Consider the following 18952-nt stretch of genomic DNA (forward strand, 5'->3'; position numbering starts at 1 on the left):
TAGCAGTGAGCGTCTCCTTCTGGTGCGGCGGTGCCAGGAAACTTGAAGCTATTGAGTCGCTTCAGGAAGGTCATATGTCAATATTGGCAACAGGCTCTTGGGCGACGCAGCCAGCGAAATCGGCTGCAATGGTCTCGCTTCGGGTTGCTCACAGATCACTACATACCGAGCCCAAAGAACGCGCACCCGTATCCTGTGGATCGCTTCGCGTCACGCACCCAAGGCAGGAGCCGTATGCGGTAGTTCCGCACTTACGGATCTGTGCGGGGGGGGCAGGTAACTGCCTTCCCTGCCGCGACCGATTTATGGGGCTTGACAGGCCAACGATAATGAAAGCTGCACCGCGACCAACGCGATACGTCTATCACAATTCAAAGGTGCCCCATGCGCAATGAAAAACTCAAAATATTGTTCGATCAGCAAGCTGCCAACTACGACAAGCAATGGGCGGGAATGGCCCCCATTCGCGACGCCTTATATTTGCTGCTCGATTCTCACTTCACCTGTCTGCCGGAAAATGCCCGGATACTTTGCGTCGGCGTTGGCACGGGTGCGGAACTGGCCCACCTAGCGGAGCGCTTTCCCAACTGGCATTTCAGTGCCGTCGATCCATCGGGTGCTATGCTTGACGTCTGTCGCCAGAGGGCAGTTCAGAATGGCTTTCTCTCGCGATGCCATTTTCACGAAGGCTACCTCGACACGCTGGTCGCCGAGGCTAGCTACGACGCTGCCACTTGCTTCCTGGTATCCCAATTCTTGTTAGACGTGAACGCCCGCACTACGTTCTTTACCGAGATTGCCCGCCGCCTTAAACCATACGGAATATTGGCGAACGCCGACCTTGCCTCTGATATCGGATCACCTGCCTATGAGATGCTACTACGCGGTTGGATGACATTGATGTCCTCCGACGGTCTTCAGCCAGAAATACTGGAACGAGCCCGGGCGGCCTACGCCAAGGATGTTGCGATCCTTCCCGCGCAACAGGTCGCGGGCCTTATTAAGGCCGCCGGGTTTGAAGCTCCGGTGCAGTTCTTTCAGGCTGGTTTGATGCACGGGTGGTTTTGTACGCTGCAGATTGACCTAATTTGAGAAGTTGTGGGGGGCGGACGGTTACGTTGAACAGTACGACACTCGAGCCGGAGGGAGTATGAGGCAACCCCGCCCTACAACTGACCGCCCATCGGGTCTCTCGGACCAGAAATCCATTGAAAGCGCCCAGCTTTACGACAGGCAAGGCTCGGGTGTTGCCGCTGACCGAAAACTGACCCAATGCTTGAGCGCGGCGTCTTCCCTGGACTCGATCATGTTCACTCCTTGAACCGGCCATGGCGCAGCGTTCGGCGGACACGGGACCGCCGACGCGAAGGCGCCAGGCAATGCGGACTTTTAACGGGGTTGAATGGCGACCGGCAAACTTCCGGCCACGGTCCGGCGAAGGTTTACAGCGTGATACTGGTGGTGGGGTAGAACAAAATATTGAGTACGAAGAGGATCATCCAGAAACCGATTTCCAGTGTTTCGGTAATAGGCTGGATCTTTTTGATTGCGCCGTAGACATGCACGAAGAACATCAGCGTGAAGACCACGAAAAGAATATCGAAGGCATAACTGAAACTGGTGCCAGTGGTGGCCGAACGCAACATCGCTATTTCAACGACAAGAATGAATGCACCGAGGCAACGGCCGAAATAGATAGCCAGGTGTTGGTGTTCGGGGATGGTCCAGCGCATGAGCCGGGCCCATTGGAGCGGGGCGAGGAAGATGGGTAAGGCAAAGAACAGGGTGGTCACGATCATCAGGGTGGTGATGTATTCCTTGCTGTATTGCGCATAGTAACCAAACATTTAAGAACTCCTTGTCTCATCGGCGCATCTAGGCGCCCTGCAGTAATTATTATTGTTGTTGCTGGCTGGTTTACGGTGGTAAGTATTGCGAGGGCTGAACAGCAGTATCAATTGTACAAAAGCGCCTAGTACCAATGGCGCGGAGGGGGGGTAGTACCACTCACTCCCTAAGTTTCGATGCGGGCGTTTTATTTCAATACATCCATTGGTTACGGGCAGCATCCAAAAGCCTTACAAGTCCAGAATTAAGACTTTCCTTGGCTCGTCAAAAAAAGAAATCCCATGGATGTCAATGGGGAGGACGCCAGATGCGAGTCTCGTTTCCCGCTCCAATCTCCTGATTTGTATTCGCTGTATCGTCAATCTGCCATCGCTCGCGCCGCGTTTTGCCGCAGTTGGTCTAAGTAGTTCGCCCATTGCTGAGCCGCCTCCCGGCGCTGTACCAGCAGTTGAGCGCGCGCATACACAGCTCCAAGCGCACCTGGCATGCGGTGGGATAACGATAGTTCGAGCACAATTGGATCAATACCCAAGTGCTCGTGGGCAATGGTTCTGTAGGTCGCGCGAAAGCCGTGGGCTGTGATGTCATACTCTGGCCAGATGCGCTGAAAGGACTTGAGCATGGAGGTCGGATTTATGGGGCGTCCCGGATAGACTGGCGAGACGAACACCCAGCCTTTGCCTTCTTCATCCACCACGCGGGTTTTATGTAGCTCGCGTAACAGAACCAAGGCTTGCTCAGGCAACGGCACGATGTGTTTGTTCTTGTCCAGGTGCTTGGTCTTGCTCACCACATAACGCCAATCGGCGCCCGCCAAGTCGACATCTTCCCAGCGCATCTGCACCAGCTCGCCTGGGCGGACCGGCAACATAATCAGCAGGCGCATCGCGGAGGTAACACTGCCGTCGTTGCAGTCATCCAGACGCAGAAGAAACCTGCCTAGATCGGCTGGCCTTTCGACCGCCGGGTTGCTGGTGACGACATGGCGGATCTTCAATTCCTCAATGTTGCTGAGCGCCACATTACGTTCCACCCATCCGCGCCCCTCGGCAAAGCCCAGGACGGCACGGATGATGGTACGCACGCGCCGGGCCATAGCCATCGTGCGCTGGCGGCGCAACTCCGTAATGATTGTGGTGATGTGCTCCAGCTTGATCTCGCTGACCGGTTTTTTACCAATCGCGGGCAAGATGTGGTTGTTCAGCGCTCCGTTAAACCCCGAGATGGATTTGGTCACCAGTTCGGCAGACTTGAATGCCAACCATTGCTCGGCCACGTACGCGAAGGTGTGCTCTTCATTAAGCAACTGTGCCTCGATCTTGGCGGTCTTGGCCTTGAGCGGAGCGGTGTGGTTAGCTACGTCGCGGCGTGCGCCGCGGGCAATGTCGCGCGCCCCTTGAGACCAATTTCGGGGTAAGCGCCGATGGAGAAGCGGTTTTCCTTGCCATGCAGCCGATACTTCAATCGCCAAACCTTGGAAGGGGATTTGCCGACCTTGCTCGACGCCCTTACCTCCAAGTAGAGGCCAGGGACTTCGCCATCAGCGTGTTTGCCGGGTTCGGTCAGTGAGCGGATCAAGGCATCGCTGAGTTTTCGTTTGAAAACAACCGCATTATCTGGGGGCATCGGTGGGGGCATCTTTTTTAAGGAACCGAAATTTGCCCCCAATTATGCCCCCATGAGTCGTGGAATCCATTGGATTTAGACAGGCGGCAGTGGACTTAAATTACCAATAAGCACTTGTTATAAAACAGTTTTATGGAATTTACTGGAACTCCATTACAGGCTATCGGGGTCCCCGAAGAACATCTGAATCCGCGACCTCAACCACCGCTCCCCCGGGTCATTGTCCTGCGACCCACGCCACGCCATGTGCAACTCGAACGAGCGCACCGGCAGCGGCGGGTCTTCAGCCCGCAAGCCGCCCGCGGCCGTCAGGGCCTCGGCGGCATAGTCCGGCACGATGGCGACGATGTCGGTGCCGGCAAGCAGTGTGCCCAGCCCGTTGAATTGCGGCACGGCCAGCACGACATGGCGTTTGCGGTCGAGCTTTTCCAACTCCTCATCGATAAACCCGCTCAAATCGCCGGCGAACGATACCAGTGCGTGGGGGCGGGCGCAGAAGTCGTCCAGGCTCAGGGAGCCCGGTACGCTGTCGGCGCGCAGTAGTTTCGGCAGGCTGCGGCGCAGTACCTTGCGTTTGGCGTTGGCCGGCAGGTCGGCGGTGTAGCTGACGCCGATGGAGATTTCGCCGGAGGCCAGCAGGCCGGGCATCAGGATGTAGTTGACGCGACGCACCACCAGCACGATGCCGGGGGCTTCGGCGCGCAGGCGTTTGAGCAGTTGGGGCAGCAGGGCAAATTCGACGTCGTCGGACAGGCCGATACGGAACACTGCGGTGCTGGTCGCCGGGTCGAATTCGGCGGCGCGGCTGACGGCGGTGGAAATCGAATCCAGGGCCGGGGAGAGTAGGGCGAAGATTTCTACCGCACGCGCCGTTGGCTCCATGCTGCGTCCGGTGCGCACGAACAGCGGGTCATCGAACAGGCCGCGCAGGCGCGACAAGGCGGCGCTGATGGCTGGCTGGCCGAGGAACAGTTTTTCGGCGGCGCGGGTCACGCTGCGCTCATGCATCAAGGTTTCGAATACGATCAAGAGGTTCAGGTCGACACGACGCAGGTCGTTACGGTTCATCTTGTGTCCTGGAAGAGTCAGCTTGCTTGACGAGAGCGGCCTTTTAAGAGCCATTGGGCTCTAGTCAGACGCATGAACGGCATGAATCTTACGGGGAAAGACTGGTACTCTGCATTGGATTATTGAGTTTTCCTACGATACTTGAGGTGTATTCCTCAGATGCGGAATCAATGACAGGCATGTCGACTATTAACGGCGACCGGTGGTCTTACCCGGAAAGCCCAGATAAAGTTCATGGCATTAGAGGTTACTTTGACGAGGTTTGCGATGTCCCGCACGATTCGTTTTCACAAGTTTGGTCCGGCCGAGGTGCTCAAATGCGAAGAGCATGCAGCTGCACTGCCCGCACCGGGCGAAGTGCAGGTGCGTGTCGAAGCGATTGGCATCAGTTGGTATGACATTTTGTGGCGCCAGAACCTGGCGCCTTCCCATGCGCGTCTGCCGTCCGGCCTTGGTCATGAGATGGCCGGTGTCGTCACTGCTGTAGGTGATGGCGTGGATGACTTGGCCGTGGGCGATAAAGTCGCCAGTTTTCCCGCCGAGAGCCCCAACGATTATCCGGTGTATGGCGAGCAGATCGTCCTGCCCCGTTCGGCCCTGACCCGTTACCCGGATGTCTTGAGCCCTATCCAAGCCAGCGTGCACTACACGCCGCTGCTGATTGCCTACTTTGCATATGTCGACCTGGCACGGGTCAAACCTGGGCAATTCGCTCTGGTGACCGACGCCAGCCATTGCGCCGGCCCTTCGTTCGTGCAACTGGGCAAGGCCCTGGGTGTGCGGGTGATTGCGGCAACCAAGAACAGCGAGGAGCGTGAATACCTGCTGTCCCTGGGGGCGGAAAAGGTCATCGTCACCGAAGAGCAGGACCTGCTGATGCAAGTCAACAAGTTCACCGACAACCGTGGCGTCGACGTGGTGTTCGATGGCTTGGGCGGCCCGCAGATGTCGTTGCTCGGCGATGTGCTGGCGCCCCGTGGCAGCCTGGTGCTGTATGGCCTGCAGGGCGGCAACCAGACACCGTTCCCAGCGTGTGCGGCGTTCCAGAAAAACATTCAGTTTTTCGTGCACTGCATCGGCAACTTCACCGGCAAGCCAGAACTGGGCATTGCCCAGGACGCGGTGGCGATGCAACGTGCCCTGCGCGATATCAACCAGTTGACCGCCGACCGTGTGCTCGTGCCGCTGAAAACCACGGTGTTTCCGTTCAGCCAATTCGTGGAAGCGCACCGCTATATGGACGAATGCCCATGCCGCGAGCGAGTCGCGTTGCAGGTTGAAGCTGTTTAAGGTGTAGGAACATTCGCAAAACGAGCCTTCCCGGCAAGGGGCGCATGGGGCAAATGCGCCATTTGACAGGGCTGAATCTGCACCGCCACTGAAGCGCTTACTTGGCGTTTCAGCCCCTGAAATCTATCTCTACTCCCTGACGCCGCCCTGAATTCCAGCGCGGCGCGGTCGTATGCGCGCGATTCGCGTGTTGCGTGCTGCTCATCTGCACTGGTTTCCTTCCGGCTTCTGTATCTATTAATCATTATTCCAGCACTGATAATTGCACCTTCACTTTCATCTCAAGGACTGAGCAATGAATAAATGTCTAACACCGCTGTCACGGGTTCCTCGAACTAACGGTGCGGTCGCTGCGTGGTGCCAGGGGAATAGGGAATTCCATGAAAAGTCTAAAGTCGGCAAGTGGAGAAGTTGTCGGGCTCTATTTGTCGGACGCTTCTTTAAGTTGTTGGTTAATGATGTGTAGGAGCTTGTCGGAATGGTCCTAAGGCTATTGCCTTGATCCGTTCCTGCCCAGTAAAGCCTGGCGTTGATGCGTTTATTGGGCAATGGGGAGCCTTCAAGGGGACCCGTGTCGTTTTGTTGCGCGGTGCTAGTGTTTATTCGTCGGCGCACGGTGCGACACACGAACTTCTTACTCACGCAAGTCATTAAGTCGGGCAAGTCCTGTCGACACTTGCTTGAAACTGATATTTCAACTCAGGTAGTAGAACGATGAGCACTATTCACGAACAGGCTATGAATTATGTTTACCAGCAAGTTCTGCAGCGTTTGATCGGGCACTTGACTCGTGCGGAACGTACGGCGCTGCAGTTGTTGGTCCAGCGAATAGTTGTGGCGGCCGGTGGGATGGAGCAGGTCGGGGATTACAAGGTACTGGTGGCCCATGGCGGCGGCGAAGTCAGCAGCTACACCCTGGCATTGCTGCGCGCAGCGCAACTGAGTATTGCCATGCGAGCCCCCCGTACCTTTCATTTGCGGGTCGCGACGTTGCGCCACTCGGGCATGACCGAGGGCAGGCTCGACACCATCAATCGAGGCTACAGCCGTTTGTTTCTCCACGATGATCCACGGGTTGAGTTACTGATGGTGGAAAATCAGGACGTCCAGCCGTTCAATCACCAGCGCCCGGCCTCTGCCGTTGGCCGGGAAGTCAGCCAGCGCAATATGCTGATGGTGGGGCATGTGACATCTGGAGACTGTCGCGCGACGTTGTGCAATGACACCTACCTGTCCCTGGGGGATTTCTACCAGCGTGTCAGCACCTGGAACGGCGGCGTGCATGCGCTGGTCAGTGGTGACTCGCCGCGCAAGCAAAGCCACTTGCTGGCCTGGCTCAAGAAAACCGCCCAGGGCAGTGGCATCTCCGTCACTCGGGGTTGGCCGCGCTCGCTCAGTGGGTTGTTCGCGCGAATGGAAGAGTGGAGCGCCGGTTACTACCGTGATGTGTACGGCGAGCATTACGTGGCCAGCGATAATCCCAGCAAGCCGAGCCATCGTCACTTGGCTTACATCGGCGTTGCCGACTTGCTGTCGGACGTCGACCCGGCAACCTCGACGTTGCTGGGTGAATTCATGGCCTACGCCCCCGACCCGCTGGGCTTTCACTTCAGCTATCCGTCCTATTCCAATCCGTTGCTGATGGCCCACCTGCGCGGTTTGCAGGCGCAGAGCCTACGAGAGCTCGATTACGGGGCGGGGGTGGAAGGGTTTATCCTGCAGGCGGCTCCCTATATGCGGCGCCTGCACATGTCCGAGGAGCTGCTCGCCCAGGCAAGCACCCGCGAAGGTCGCATGCTGTCGAGCACCTATGCGAACCAATTCTTTGGCCTGGATGAAACTCAACTGACCTGCCTGCTGTTTTCGCCGTTCATCCATCATGGCGAACGGCTGGAAGGCTATCTGCGCCAATGCCACCCGGGCATGCTGGTGGCGCTGCCTGAACTGCACAAGGTGCTGCAGGGCAAGCCGTCCTCCGACATGCTGCAGCAGTGGGTCACCGACACCAGTGGCTTGTCCATGCCCTTGCTGCAGCACCTGTACCGCAAGCGGCCACTGGCCGGCGTCCAGTTGCGCGGCACCTACGCAACACCGCGCGGCCATGCGCGGGCCTGTCAATTGTCCGGGCGATGATCCTGCGCGGCGAACGGCAGGCGGACTTTGCGTATCAGGCGGTCTATCGCTACATGATCAACCTGATCAACGAAGTCAGTACCGATGGGCGGGTAAAGTTGCCCTCTCTGCGGCAATTGGCGATGCGCTTGAACGTGTCGATTTCGACGATCCAGTATGCCTACTCGTTGCTGGAGAAAGAGGGCAGGGTCTATTCAGTGGCCAAGTCGGGGTATTACGCCTGGCCCATCTCGACGAGCCCGCCGGTCGGAGGCGGCGACTTGCTCGATCGGCTCTACGCTGCGGCCCGTCGTCCCGGCATGGTGGTGCTCAGCGGCGATGAACCCGCGCTGCTGGCCTCCCTGGATGCAACCCTGTTGCGCCTGGAGCGGGAACTGGTGCGCCAGTACCCGCGCCATTTGCAACCCTGGTCCCAGCCGTGCGGCGTGTGGGAGCTGCGGGCGGCACTGGCGGCGCGCTATACCTCGTCGCCCACGCGCTGCTGGCATGCCGATGATGTCTATATCGGTGCCGATCTGCGCGGCGTGCTGGAGATTCTGGTGGAAGTGTTGGGCCTCAGGGGGACTACGGTGATCGTGGAATCGCCCTGCGACTGGCTGATCCTGCGGCTGTTCCAGGAGGCGGGGGTGCGCATCATCGAATTGCCCTGGACGCCGGAAGGGCGCCTCGACAGAGTTACGCTCGATCAGTTGTTGCACGATGAGCCGGTGCACCTGGTGATGCTGTCGTCGGCCGTCAGCCTGCCCTCGGGGGTGGTGATGCCGGCCAGCGACCGCCTCGGCGTGGCGCAACTGCTAGAACATCACGGCTGCTGGTTGCTGGAGAACGACACCTTTGGCGAGCTGAGCTTCAATGCCCCGCAAACCGCGCTGCGTGAGCTGGTCAACCCTGAGCGGCTGATCGTGTTTTCGGCGTTCGACAAAATCCTCGGTTCGGAAGCGCCCTATGGCTATTTGCTGTCCCGGCGCATGAGCAGTGAATTGCAGCGCCAGTTTCTGTTGCGTTCGTTCCGCTTGTCGTCGATCCGTCAACGCGCCGTTGCGCGGCTGTACCAGAGCGGGCGGATCGACCTGCACTTGCGCGTCCTGCGCCAGTTGCTGCGCGAGCAGGCGGCGGAAATGGGCCAGCGCCTGGACGAGCACCTCGGTGATCACGTGACCTATCGGCCGCCGTCTGCCGGCTCGACATTCTGGCTGGCATCCACGCGGGCCGTCGACATGCGCCAGGTGTTCCAGCGCCTGCTGGCCGAGCAGGTGGTCATGGCGCCCGGTGAGTTGTTCAGCGTCCGGGGCCTGCATCATCAGCACCTGCGCTTGAGCCACACCTTCCACGGCCAGCCCAACCTCAATAGTGCGCTGTCTGCATTGGGTGAGGCCCTGAGGCACGCACAGATGGGCTAGGTGCGTGAAATTTCTCTTGGCGTTGTAGGATTTATAACGTCGCTTAGCAGTCAAACTCTCAGTAAACTGCCGTTTTTTCCGACTCCTTCTTTCCGAGGTTTATGCATGACAATCAGTCCTTTTGCGGGCAAACCGGCGCCAGCCCAGTTGCTGGTGGATATCCCGCGACTGGTCACGGCCTATTACACCGGCCAGCCCGATGCAGCAATCTCCACCCAGCGCGTGGCCTTTGGTACCTCCGGGCATCGAGGCAGTTCGTTCGAGCTGAGCTTCAACGAATGGCATGTGCTTGCCATCAGCCAGGCCATTTGCCTGTATCGCCAGGCCCAGGGCATCGACGGCCCGCTGTTTGTCGGCCTGGATACCCACGCACTGTCGACCCCGGCCGGCGCCAGCGCCCTGGAAGTGCTGGCCGCCAACGGCGTGCACGTCATGCTGGCCGAAGGCGATGAATACACGCCGACCCCGGCGATTTCCCACGCCATCATCTGCTACAACCGTGGCCGTAGCAGCGGCCTGGCGGACGGAATCGTGATTACGCCGTCCCACAACCCACCGCAAAGCGGCGGCTATAAGTACAACCCGCCCAATGGCGGCCCGGCCGATACCCACGTCACCAAGTGGATCGAAGCCAAGGCCAACGAGCTGCTGGCCAATAAACTGGCCGGGGTCAAACGCATCACCCACGCCCAGGCGCTCAAGGCCGACACCACCCACCGCCATGATTACCTCAACAGCTATGTGGCCGACCTGATCAATGTGATCGACATGGACGCCATCCGCAGCGCTGGCCTGCGCCTGGGCGTGGACCCGCTGGGCGGAGCAGGGGTGCGCTACTGGTCGGCGATTGCCGAGCAGTACCGCCTGAACCTCGACGTGGTCAATACCGAAGTCGACCCGACGTTCCGCTTCATGAGCGTCGACTGGGATGGCCAGATCCGCATGGACCCGTCGTCCAGCTACGCCATGCAGGGCCTGATCGGCCTCAAGGAACGCTTCGACGTGGCCTTCGCCTGCGACCCGGACCACGACCGCCACGGCATCGTGACCCCGTCCGGCGGCCTGCTGGCACCGAACAACTACCTGGCGGTGTCTATCGACTACCTGTTCCAGAACCGTCCCGACTGGCGCGCCGACGCGGCCGTGGGCAAGACCGTGGTCAGCAGCGGCCTGATCGATCGCGTGGCCGCGCGCATTGGCCGTCGCCTGTATGAAGTGCCGGTGGGCTTCAAGTGGTTTGCCGATGGCTTGTTCGACGGTTCGTTGGGCTTTGGCGGCGAAGAAAGCGCCGGTGCCTCGTTCCTGCGCAAGGATGGCACGGTGTGGAGTACCGACAAGGACGGCCTGATTCCGGCCTTGCTCGCTGCCGAAATGACCTCGCGCAAAGGCCAGGACCCGAGCCAGATCTACCGTGGCCTGACCGACGCCCTGGGCGAGCCGTTCGCCATTCGGGTCGACGCCAAGGCCACCCCGGCGCAAAAAGCCCTGTTGGGCAAGTTGTCGCCGGAGCAGGTGACCTCCACGCAACTGGCCGGAGAAACCATCCAGCAGATCCTCAGTCACGCGCCGGGCAACAACCAGGCGATCGGCGGGCTGAAGGTCATGACCGAAAACGGCTGGTTCGCCGCGCGGCCATCGGGCACCGAGGACATCTACAAGATCTACGCCGAGAGCTTTATTGGCGAAGATCACCTCAAGCAGCTGGTGGAAGAGGCACAGGTATTGGTTGACGGTGCAATCAGCCAGTAACCCCCGACCCTGGCCCCTGTAGGACGAGCTTGCTCGCGAAGAAGTCCGCCACACCACGCCGCATCAGAAACGGCGCGTTATCGTTGACGATCTTCGCGAGCAAGCTCGCTCCTACAGGGTGACGGGGAATATCAGGCCAGGTCGACCAGTACGATCTCGCTGTCTTCTATCGCCGTCACCCGCAATACCTGCTCCTGCTCAATCGCCACACCGTCTCGAGCTTGCGCACGCAAGCCATTGACTTCAATCACCCCTGTGGCCGGTACCAGGTACGCACGGCGCCCGCTGTCGAGGCGGTATTCGGCACTTTCCCCGGCTTTGAGGTTGGCCGCCACCAGGCGGGCATCGGCGCGAATGCGCAGGCTTTCGCTGTCACCGGATTTGCCGCTGGCGAGGGTGACAAACCCTTGGCGATCCCCTTTGGGGAAAGGCTTGGCCCCCCACGAAGGCGGTAAGCCCGCTTCGTTCGGAATAATCCAGATTTGGAAGATCTTGGTCGGCGTGGCTTCCAGGTTGTATTCGCTGTGGGCGATCCCGGTGCCTGCACTCATCACCTGCACGTCGCCGGCCTCGGTGCGGCCTTTGTTGCCCAGGTTGTCGGCATGGCTGATGGCGCCTTCACGCACATAGGTGATGATTTCCATGTCGCGGTGCGGGTGCTGCGGGAAGCCGGTGCCGGGGGCGATGATGTCGTCGTTCCATACCCGCAGATTGCCCCAGTGCATACGCTTGGGGTCGTGGTATTCGGCAAATGAAAAATGGTGATGGGCGTCAAGCCAACCATGGTGGGCGCCGCCCAGGGCGTTGAAAGGTCGAAGTTCAAGCATGATCGTCTCCTGTGGATGGTGCCCATGATCCGGCAGTACATGATCGAAAAAAAGCGTAAAAAGTGCGTCACACCTATCGATGGATTGGATTGAATGCGGGCGTTTTGACTTTCACTTCATCGCCTAACTGCATGAGCGCAAAGCAATTGGCTGGAACTGAGCGTCGATTCCGGCGACCATGGCCGCCTTGTCGAAGCCAAGCTCATCGCAGGAGTCCGCGTGCCGCAACAAACCCCCGATTTGCCCCCTGAACTGCGCCCGTTGGCAGAAATGCCGCTGCTCAAACGCCTCGTCGCCCGCTTGTTTGGCCATGGCCTGACCCGCCTGCGCGCCCAGCACCGGTTCTCGTGGTTGCATGGGCAGGCTGACGGATTCCGCAGCGGCCATGAAGCCGGGGTGGAGTATGGTTATCGCGAGGGCAAGGCCGATGGTATCGAGGAAGGCCGACAAGTCCTGCTGATTCGCGACTTTCGTTCCGATGAGCACCGTGCGCCGGGCGTCGACGACAACCTGTTCGATGATTGGCGCCTGCCCCTGACCGCCGAGATCAAGAAGCGTATCAAGGCCGATGTGGCTCGCTTGCTGCCGGCCCATGCGCAACCGAGTACGGCGCAATGGAAGATGATCTTCAGCGATACGCCGTCAACCTCGGTCATCGCCGGTGCCGGGGCGGGTAAATCCACCTCGCTGGTGCTGCGCATCCTGCTGCTTACCCACTATTTGGGGTTTGAGCTGGACTCGATGACCGTGGTGACCTTTACCCGCGAGTCGCGCAAGGACTTCATCAACAAGCTCATGGAAATACTCGGTCTGTGGGGGCAACCCATTGATCTCAAACACGCCCAGAGCGTCGTGCGAACCTTTCACTCACGCATCCTGCCGATGGTGCGCAGCCTGCCGGGCTTCGAGCGCCTGCAGGCGTTCGAAAACCTCGGCGCCGGCGTCGAGGACGCTGACAGCAACCCGTTCGACCTGCGTATCAGCGATGCCCAGCGCCAACACCTGAATGCCTGTTACCACCGCCTGCAAGGGCGTCATGCGCGGTTCCGCGAGCTGATTGCGCCGCTGGCCCGTCATGGGCTGCAGCTCAAGGAGCTGGAACGCGATCATCCGGATGTACAAAAGCGCATGGCCGTGACCGAACTGGCGGCCAAGCGCGATGAAGAACTCTGCGATGTGATCGAAGACCTGTGGTTTCGCGCCGGCGCCTGGCCCATCAAGGGCATCGCGCCCAGCCGGCAGACCTTTGACATCAATGGCGCCCAATTCCATTGTCACGGTTACATTGCCGAACTGGATGCCTGGGTCGTGCTCGGCTTCGACGCGCGGGAAAACCCACAGCTCAGCCGCCCGAACGCGAAACTGTCGGTGCGTGCCGAGTGGGCGGTAAAGCGCACACTGTTTCAAGCTTTCTGTCGTAAGCCTTTGATATGGCTTGATAGTTATGAGTCTTCCAAGCGTCTGTTGAGCAGCTTGGCCGGTGACGCCAGCGCCGGGCCCGGCTTCGATTACAAGGTCAAGGGCGAGCTGGCTTCGACGCCGCTATTGGACTGTTTTGTCATGGCCGCCGGGTTTATCGAGAACCTCGGGCTGGATGTGCCAACCGCCGTCGGCCAGATGAGCTTTGCCAAGGACGATCCGGACCGGTTCTTCTTCGAAGCCCTGAGCATTTTCTGGAAGGCCCTGGAAGATCACCTGCTGGATCAATCGCCGCCGATCATGACCTACAACCGGATGTTCTCGCTGTTCGGTGAAAACACCCCGGAAAACCTCAAGCTGCTCAGCGATCCACTGTTACGGCCAATGTCCCACCTGATGATCGACGAATTTCAGGACGTTTCGCCTCAGATCGTCTCTTGGATTCGCGCCAGCCTGCGTGAAATCCGCAGCCGCGGCCCGGCCATGCACGTGGGGCGTGGCGCACAACGCTCGTCGTTGCTGTGCGTGGGGGATGACTGGCAATCGATCTACGGCTGGCGCGGCAGCTCGCCCAAGTACTTCATGGAGTTCAACCAGCAATTCCCCTCGCCGAGCACCACCCGCGTGTTGCTGAGCGAGAATTACCGCAGCCATCAGCACATCATCGACGCCGCCGAGCATATCGTTCGGGCCGCGCCGTCGATTCCCGGCAAGAAGGCCAAGGCCAGTGGCGCGCCCAAGGCATTGGTGCCGGTGGTGGTGCTGGAGCGCGACGATGCGGCGCTGGGGCGGCAATTGCTGGAGCACTATCAGAAGGGTGAAACGGTGTTAATGCTTTATCGAAAAAGTAGCGATAAGTTGCTGATTCAAGAGCATATTCAGGCCGTAGTTAATGTTGATTCTAGCTTGCCGCCCTTGTCGCGAAGATTGAAGCAGCTGACCTATCACAGCGCCAAGGGCCTACAGGCAGACGCGGTATTTTTGCTCGGGGATTGTCAGCATATGACTAGCTCGCCCTACAAGAATCAGGTCTATCGCCTGGCCGGCCTGGGCAATGAAGGTGATCGCGAGCCCTACGACACGGCACAAAAGGACGAGGTGCTGCGCCTGGCCTATGTCGGCATTACCCGCGCGGTGAGCCACTGCTATTGGTATGTGGAGAAGCCGGAAGGCCAGGCAGTGAATGTGCCGAGGGCCTCGGAGCGGGTCGATGGGAAGAAAGCGTTTTTCGACGATCAGCGCACTTGAGTGCGCTGATCGAAGGGCGCTCAGGCCCGCAATGACAGCGGCGGTACAAAGGACTCCAGCTCATCCTCCACCGCCTCGATGATGCGCTCGACATCGGCGGCATTCATCACGGTGGCACAGGGGATGCCGGCAATCGCAATCAAGGTCTCACCGCTGGCGCGGTCGAACAGACGGGCGATCATACTGCCGGGGGCGTCCATGCTTGCCTCGAAGCCCATCGGGTGAAAATGCCAGCGCATCAGCTGGCAAGCGTTGGGGAACGTCACTTTATTCATGTTGCCCACCTTGTTCATTGAGCGCTTCCTTTAGCTCGCGGCAGGGGGCCAGGACCGTCACTGGTCGTGGCGTCGAAGAACGTCAAAAGTAGCATTCGCCTGCCCATGCAAGGTGAATTTTTTTGCCCTGCTGGACGGTTGGTATCCATTCGTTTGATGCAGGTCACGTTATAGGGAACACCAGGCGAAAGGCCATCAGTCAGACATTTCAACGGGCCATTGAAGGGCTCGCCGAATTTCGGCAATCTCCACGGTTTACCCGCCGACGAGCGTTTCATGCCCGACATCGCCCACGCTGAGGATAGCCAGCAAACCCAAGCCACCGGTGACCTGGTGCTGCGCCACCATCTGTGCTGGCGTCATCGGGACCTTGACGGCGTGATGGCCTACTATCACCCGGCTATCCAGTACCACGACTTTTTTCAGAACCGGGTCATCGGTCACGCCGAGTTGCGCGAGTACCTGAAAGCCAGCATGCCCCGTGCCGCCGACGAGGCGATTGAACACATCGACCGTATCCGCGCCGATGGCGACACGGCGTTCATCCAATACCGCATCACCTTGCGTGGCAGTCAGGGCCTGGTGTCGTTTCGCACCAGCGAGGCGATCACGGTGCGCGACGGCTTGATCTGGCGGGTCAATGAATACGCGTCCCTGGTGCATGAGCAAGCCACCCAGTCGCTGCGCCCGACAGTCAGCCGATTGGGCCTGTCGCCCCAGCAATTGGGGCATATGGCCAACGACCTGCAGCAGTACTTCGAACTCAAGCAGCCCTACCTGGACCCGGAGCTGGACCTGCAGCGCGTCGCCAAGGAGTGTGGTTACAGCCGCAACCAGATTTCCTACTTGCTGAACCAGGTGCTGGGGCAGAGTTTCTACCGCTACGTCAACCAGGCGCGGCTCCAGCATTTGCTGGCGGCCCTGGACACCGCCGTGCCGCCGATCAAGGTCGACGAGCTGGCGTTCGCGGCGGGTTTCAATTCGCTGTCGGCGTTCTACAGCGCATTCCGCCAGCACACGGGCCAGTCGCCCAAGGCCTACGTCAAACAAATTTCTCTGCGTGCACGCGCGCAAGACAGCCCCTGACACCACGCTCTAGGATCGCCCCTATCGAAACGAGGTGGGGGAGCTTGGCATGCCGGCATGGCGCAATATCAGTTTATGGATGGACCAGTTGGACGACCCGCTGGTGGCGCGGCCGGCCCTCGAGCATGACCTGGACGTCAACGTGGCCATTATCGGCGCCGGTTTCACCGGGCTATGGACCGCCTACTACCTGAAGCGCCAGGCGCCCGAACTGAATATCGCGATTATCGAAGCGCAGACCGCCGGTTTTGGCGCGTCGGGTCGTAACGGTGGCTGGCTGATGGGCAATCTGCTGGGGGAAGACCGTCTATTGGCCGGCCTGGCACCTGAACAGCGCCGCGCCTCGTTTGACCTGTTGCACGCTATCCCCGACGAAGTGGCCCAGGTGCTGGCCCGCGAAGGCATCGACTGTGACTACCGCAAGGGCGGGGCCCTGTATTGCGCGGCGCGTTACCCCGAGCAGGAAAGCAGCCTGCGCCGCTACCTGGATGCGCTCTATGCCCAAGGCCTGACGGAAGCCGACTACCGCTGGCTCAGCCCGCAGCAACTGGCCGAGCAAATCCGCATCGCCCGGCCCTATGGTGGGATCCATGCACCCCATGTCGCCACGATCCACCCGGCCAAGCTGGTACGCGGTCTGGCGCGGGTCGTTGAGGGCATGGGCGTGACCCTCTATGAAAACAGTCCCGTCACCCATTGGCAGTCCGGCAGCCTGCGCACCGCCAAGGCCAATGTGCGCGCCGCATGGGTGGTGCCAGCCGTCGAGGGCTATGCCACTACCTTGCCGCCTTTGGGCCAATACCAACTGCCGGTGCAAAGCCTGATCGTCGCCACCGAGCCGTTGCCCGCCAGCACGTGGGACGAAATCGGCTTGAGCCAGGGGCAGGCCTTCGGCGAAAGCAGTCGCCAGGTCACCTACGGGCAGCGCTCGGCAGACAATCGCCTGGTGTTCGGTGCCCGTGGCGGTTACCAGTTTGCCGGCAGGTTACGTCATAACTTCGATTTGACCGACAGCGAGGTCGAGCTGCGTCGCTACCTGTTCGGCGAACTCTTCCCACAATTGAAGCAGGTGCGGATCACCCATTCCTGGGGCGGCAACCTGGGCATGTCGCGCAACTTCCGTCCCCACATGCTGTGCGATCACAGGACCGGTATCGCGCTGTCCGGCGGCTACGGCGGGGAGGGCGTCGGCGCGACCAACCTGGGCGGTCGCACCCTGGCCGACCTGATTCTTGGCCGTGACACCGCGCTGACCCACCAACCCTGGGTGATTCACGACCGTGGCCTGGAGGCGCTCAGAGCCTGGGAGCCCGAGCCCTGCCGCTGGCTGGGTTACAACGCGATCATTCGTAGTTTTGTCCATGAAGACAAGGTGCTGGCCAACCCCAACACCGCTCCCTGGCGGCGCAAGTTGGCGACCGGCGTGGCCGGGTTCATGGAAGGTTTCATGCACTGAGCCGTTTCACTCACACGGGAAAAACCATGAGCATCACGCAATTCAAAGACACGCTGAATACCCATCTGCCGGACTCCGCGCCGGTGGCCGTGCCCTTGGGCGAACCGGTGGCCGTAGCCTCGACCTTGAGTGTCGAGCGCAACGACGGTGTGGAAACCGGCATCTGGGAATGCACGCCGGGGCGCTGGCGCCGGCAGATCAAATCCCAGGAGTTTTGCCACTTTATCCAGGGGCGCTGCACTTTCACCCCTGACAACGGTGAAACCCTTCACATACAAGCCGGCGATGCACTGATGTTGCCAGCCAACAGCACCGGAATCTGGGATATCCAGGAAACCGTGCGCAAGACCTACGTATTGATTCTGTAACGCTTTGATCCTTGATCGCCTGCCATAAAAACAGCCCTAAAACCGCCAGGAAATCGAACCATGAAAGCCATTGCCCTGTTGCCCTTGATGTTGGTGGCCTCTCTCGGCCAGGCCGCCGAGACGGTGAAAATCTACAACTGGTCCAGCTACATCGCCCCGGACACCACGAAGAATTTCCAGAAGCAGACCGGGATCGGTTTCAGCTATGACGTGTATGACAGCAACGAGACCCTCGATGGCAAGCTGATGACCGGTAATTCGGGCTATGACGTGGTGTTTCCGTCCAACCACTTCATGGCCCGCCAGATCCAGGGCGGCGCCTTGAAGAAACTCGACAAGAGCCAGTTGCCCAATTGGAAAAACCTCAACCCGGTGCTACTCAAGGCCCTGGAAAACAACGATCCGGGCAATGCCCACGGCTTCCCGTACCTGTGGGGCAGTACCGGCATCGGCTACAACATCGACAAGGTCAAGGCCGTACTGGGCGATAACGCGCCGGTGGACTCCTGGGACCTGATCTTCAAGCCCGAGTACATGGAAAAACTCAGCAAATGCGGGGTGGCGATCCTGGACAACGGCCCGGAATTGCTGCCTATCGCGCTCAATTACCTGGGGCTGCCGCCCCACAGCAAGAAACCCGATGACTATAAAAAAGCCGAGGCGCTGCTGATGAAAGTACGGCCCTATGTGGCGTACTTTCATTCCTCGAAATACACCGGCGACCTGGCCAATGGCGACATCTGCGTGGCCGTCGGCTTCTCCGGCGACGTGCTGCAGGCCGAAAGCCGCGCCAAGGAAGCCAAGAATGGCGTGAAGATCGGCTACCAGATTCCCAAGGAAGGCGCGGCGATCTGGTTCGACATGGTGGCCATGCCCGCCGATGCGCCGGACGAGAAGGCCGGTTACGCATTCATGAACTACCTGCTGGAGCCGCAAGTGATGGCGGACATCACCAACTCGGTGCACTACGCCAACGGTAACAGCGCCGCCGACAGCCTGGTGGACCCTGAGATCAAGGCCGACACCAAGATCTACCCGAGCGAAGCGATGATGGGCAAGCTGTTCGCGCTGGAAGCCATGCCGCTGAATATCGACCGGGTGCGTACACGGGTGTGGAACACCATTCGCACGGGGCGGTGAGGGTTTTTGGGCTGTATTT

Annotated in this window: 14 protein-coding genes and 1 pseudogene; 10 read left to right on the forward strand and 5 right to left on the reverse strand. The window is 59.8% G+C overall.

Annotated elements, in window-relative coordinates; all coding sequences use genetic code 11:
* Nucleotides 1–384 precede the first annotated feature (384 nt).
* Nucleotides 385–1092 (forward strand): class I SAM-dependent methyltransferase, encoded by a 708-nt coding sequence (locus tag BLR63_RS07280; protein WP_010562984.1) that lies wholly within the window; start codon nt 385–387, stop codon nt 1090–1092.
* Nucleotides 1093–1442: 350 nt separating this feature from the next.
* Here the strand turns inward: BLR63_RS07280 and BLR63_RS07285 are convergent, their stop codons facing one another.
* The 3 genes and pseudogenes from BLR63_RS07285 to BLR63_RS07295 all read right to left on the reverse strand — a co-directional run bounded on the left by BLR63_RS07285 (nt 1443) and on the right by BLR63_RS07295 (nt 4542).
* The gene (locus BLR63_RS07285; RefSeq protein ID WP_010562983.1) at nt 1443–1847 is read right to left on the reverse strand and encodes a hypothetical protein; all 405 of its coding nucleotides are present in this window, start codon (nt 1845–1847) and stop codon (nt 1443–1445) included.
* 359 nt (nt 1848–2206) lie between these two features.
* Nucleotides 2207–3474: pseudogene (locus BLR63_RS07290) on the reverse strand (tyrosine-type recombinase/integrase).
* Nucleotides 3475–3627: 153 nt separating this feature from the next.
* On the reverse strand, nt 3628–4542 hold the full coding sequence (locus tag BLR63_RS07295; protein ID WP_010562982.1) for a LysR family transcriptional regulator: 915 nt from the start codon (nt 4540–4542) through the stop codon (nt 3628–3630).
* A gap of 267 nt (nt 4543–4809) precedes the next feature.
* Here BLR63_RS07295 and BLR63_RS07300 point away from each other — a divergent pair, with 267 nt between their 5' ends.
* The 4 genes from BLR63_RS07300 to pgm all read left to right on the forward strand — a co-directional run bounded on the left by BLR63_RS07300 (nt 4810) and on the right by pgm (nt 11114).
* A complete protein-coding gene (locus BLR63_RS07300) occupies nt 4810–5832 on the forward strand; it encodes a zinc-dependent alcohol dehydrogenase family protein (RefSeq protein WP_010562981.1) in 1023 nt (340 codons plus the stop codon).
* Nucleotides 5833–6546: 714 nt separating this feature from the next.
* Nucleotides 6547–7965: a hypothetical protein gene (locus tag BLR63_RS07305; RefSeq protein ID WP_042946413.1), complete on the forward strand. Its 1419-nt coding sequence runs from the start codon at nt 6547–6549 to the stop codon at nt 7963–7965.
* Nucleotides 7962–9365 (forward strand): aminotransferase-like domain-containing protein, encoded by a 1404-nt coding sequence (locus tag BLR63_RS07310; protein ID WP_010562979.1) that lies wholly within the window; start codon nt 7962–7964, stop codon nt 9363–9365. The genes BLR63_RS07305 and BLR63_RS07310 overlap by 4 nt, the downstream gene beginning before the upstream one ends.
* A gap of 105 nt (nt 9366–9470) precedes the next feature.
* Nucleotides 9471–11114: a phosphoglucomutase (alpha-D-glucose-1,6-bisphosphate-dependent) gene (gene pgm / locus BLR63_RS07315; protein WP_010562978.1), complete on the forward strand. Its 1644-nt coding sequence runs from the start codon at nt 9471–9473 to the stop codon at nt 11112–11114.
* Between the two features lie 131 nt (nt 11115–11245).
* Here the strand turns inward: pgm and BLR63_RS07320 are convergent, their stop codons facing one another.
* Nucleotides 11246–11941 (reverse strand): pirin family protein, encoded by a 696-nt coding sequence (locus BLR63_RS07320; RefSeq protein WP_010562977.1) that lies wholly within the window; start codon nt 11939–11941, stop codon nt 11246–11248.
* Nucleotides 11942–12160: 219 nt separating this feature from the next.
* Here BLR63_RS07320 and BLR63_RS07325 point away from each other — a divergent pair, with 219 nt between their 5' ends.
* The gene (locus BLR63_RS07325) at nt 12161–14608 is read left to right on the forward strand and encodes a UvrD-helicase domain-containing protein (protein WP_010562976.1); all 2448 of its coding nucleotides are present in this window, start codon (nt 12161–12163) and stop codon (nt 14606–14608) included.
* 20 nt (nt 14609–14628) lie between these two features.
* On the opposite strand, the gene BLR63_RS07330 is transcribed toward BLR63_RS07325, so the two are convergent.
* The gene (locus tag BLR63_RS07330) at nt 14629–14901 is read right to left on the reverse strand and encodes a DUF1652 domain-containing protein (RefSeq protein WP_003217129.1); all 273 of its coding nucleotides are present in this window, start codon (nt 14899–14901) and stop codon (nt 14629–14631) included.
* Between the two features lie 258 nt (nt 14902–15159).
* Between BLR63_RS07330 and BLR63_RS07335 the strand changes: the two genes are divergently transcribed.
* Genes BLR63_RS07335 through BLR63_RS07350 form a run of 4 tightly spaced genes read left to right on the forward strand, consistent with a single transcriptional unit; the run spans nt 15160 to nt 18933 of the window.
* Entirely contained in the window at nt 15160–15969 is an 810-nt protein-coding gene (locus BLR63_RS07335) for a helix-turn-helix transcriptional regulator (RefSeq protein WP_010562975.1), read from the forward strand.
* A 49-nt stretch (nt 15970–16018) separates the two neighbouring features.
* A complete protein-coding gene (locus tag BLR63_RS07340) occupies nt 16019–17425 on the forward strand; it encodes an NAD(P)/FAD-dependent oxidoreductase (RefSeq protein WP_010562974.1) in 1407 nt (468 codons plus the stop codon).
* A gap of 26 nt (nt 17426–17451) precedes the next feature.
* Nucleotides 17452–17793, forward strand: coding sequence for a cupin domain-containing protein (locus BLR63_RS07345; protein WP_010562973.1), 342 nt, complete (start codon nt 17452–17454; stop codon nt 17791–17793).
* 60 nt (nt 17794–17853) lie between these two features.
* Nucleotides 17854–18933 carry a polyamine ABC transporter substrate-binding protein gene (locus tag BLR63_RS07350; RefSeq protein WP_010562972.1) on the forward strand — a complete coding sequence of 360 codons (1080 nt, stop codon included), beginning with the start codon at nt 17854–17856 and terminating at the stop codon, nt 18931–18933.
* Nucleotides 18934–18952 lie beyond the last annotated feature (19 nt).

The sequence above is a fragment of the Pseudomonas extremaustralis genome (assembly GCF_900102035.1).
Lineage (GTDB): Bacteria > Pseudomonadota > Gammaproteobacteria > Pseudomonadales > Pseudomonadaceae > Aquipseudomonas > Aquipseudomonas extremaustralis.

Coding starts and splice junctions, on each gene's coding strand:
- BLR63_RS07280 (WP_010562984.1), top strand. CDS start 385: ATGCGCAATGAAAAACTCAAAATATTGTTCGATCAGCAAGCTGCCAAC.
- BLR63_RS07285 (WP_010562983.1), bottom strand. CDS start 1,847: ATGTTTGGTTACTATGCGCAATACAGCAAGGAATACATCACCACCCTG.
- BLR63_RS07295 (WP_010562982.1), bottom strand. CDS start 4,542: ATGAACCGTAACGACCTGCGTCGTGTCGACCTGAACCTCTTGATCGTA.
- BLR63_RS07300 (WP_010562981.1), top strand. CDS start 4,810: ATGTCCCGCACGATTCGTTTTCACAAGTTTGGTCCGGCCGAGGTGCTC.
- BLR63_RS07305 (WP_042946413.1), top strand. CDS start 6,547: ATGAGCACTATTCACGAACAGGCTATGAATTATGTTTACCAGCAAGTT.
- BLR63_RS07310 (WP_010562979.1), top strand. CDS start 7,962: ATGATCCTGCGCGGCGAACGGCAGGCGGACTTTGCGTATCAGGCGGTC.
- pgm (WP_010562978.1), top strand. CDS start 9,471: ATGACAATCAGTCCTTTTGCGGGCAAACCGGCGCCAGCCCAGTTGCTG.
- BLR63_RS07320 (WP_010562977.1), bottom strand. CDS start 11,941: ATGCTTGAACTTCGACCTTTCAACGCCCTGGGCGGCGCCCACCATGGT.
- BLR63_RS07330 (WP_003217129.1), bottom strand. CDS start 14,901: ATGAACAAGGTGGGCAACATGAATAAAGTGACGTTCCCCAACGCTTGC.
- BLR63_RS07335 (WP_010562975.1), top strand. CDS start 15,160: ATGCCCGACATCGCCCACGCTGAGGATAGCCAGCAAACCCAAGCCACC.
- BLR63_RS07340 (WP_010562974.1), top strand. CDS start 16,019: ATGCCGGCATGGCGCAATATCAGTTTATGGATGGACCAGTTGGACGAC.
- BLR63_RS07345 (WP_010562973.1), top strand. CDS start 17,452: ATGAGCATCACGCAATTCAAAGACACGCTGAATACCCATCTGCCGGAC.
- BLR63_RS07350 (WP_010562972.1), top strand. CDS start 17,854: ATGAAAGCCATTGCCCTGTTGCCCTTGATGTTGGTGGCCTCTCTCGGC.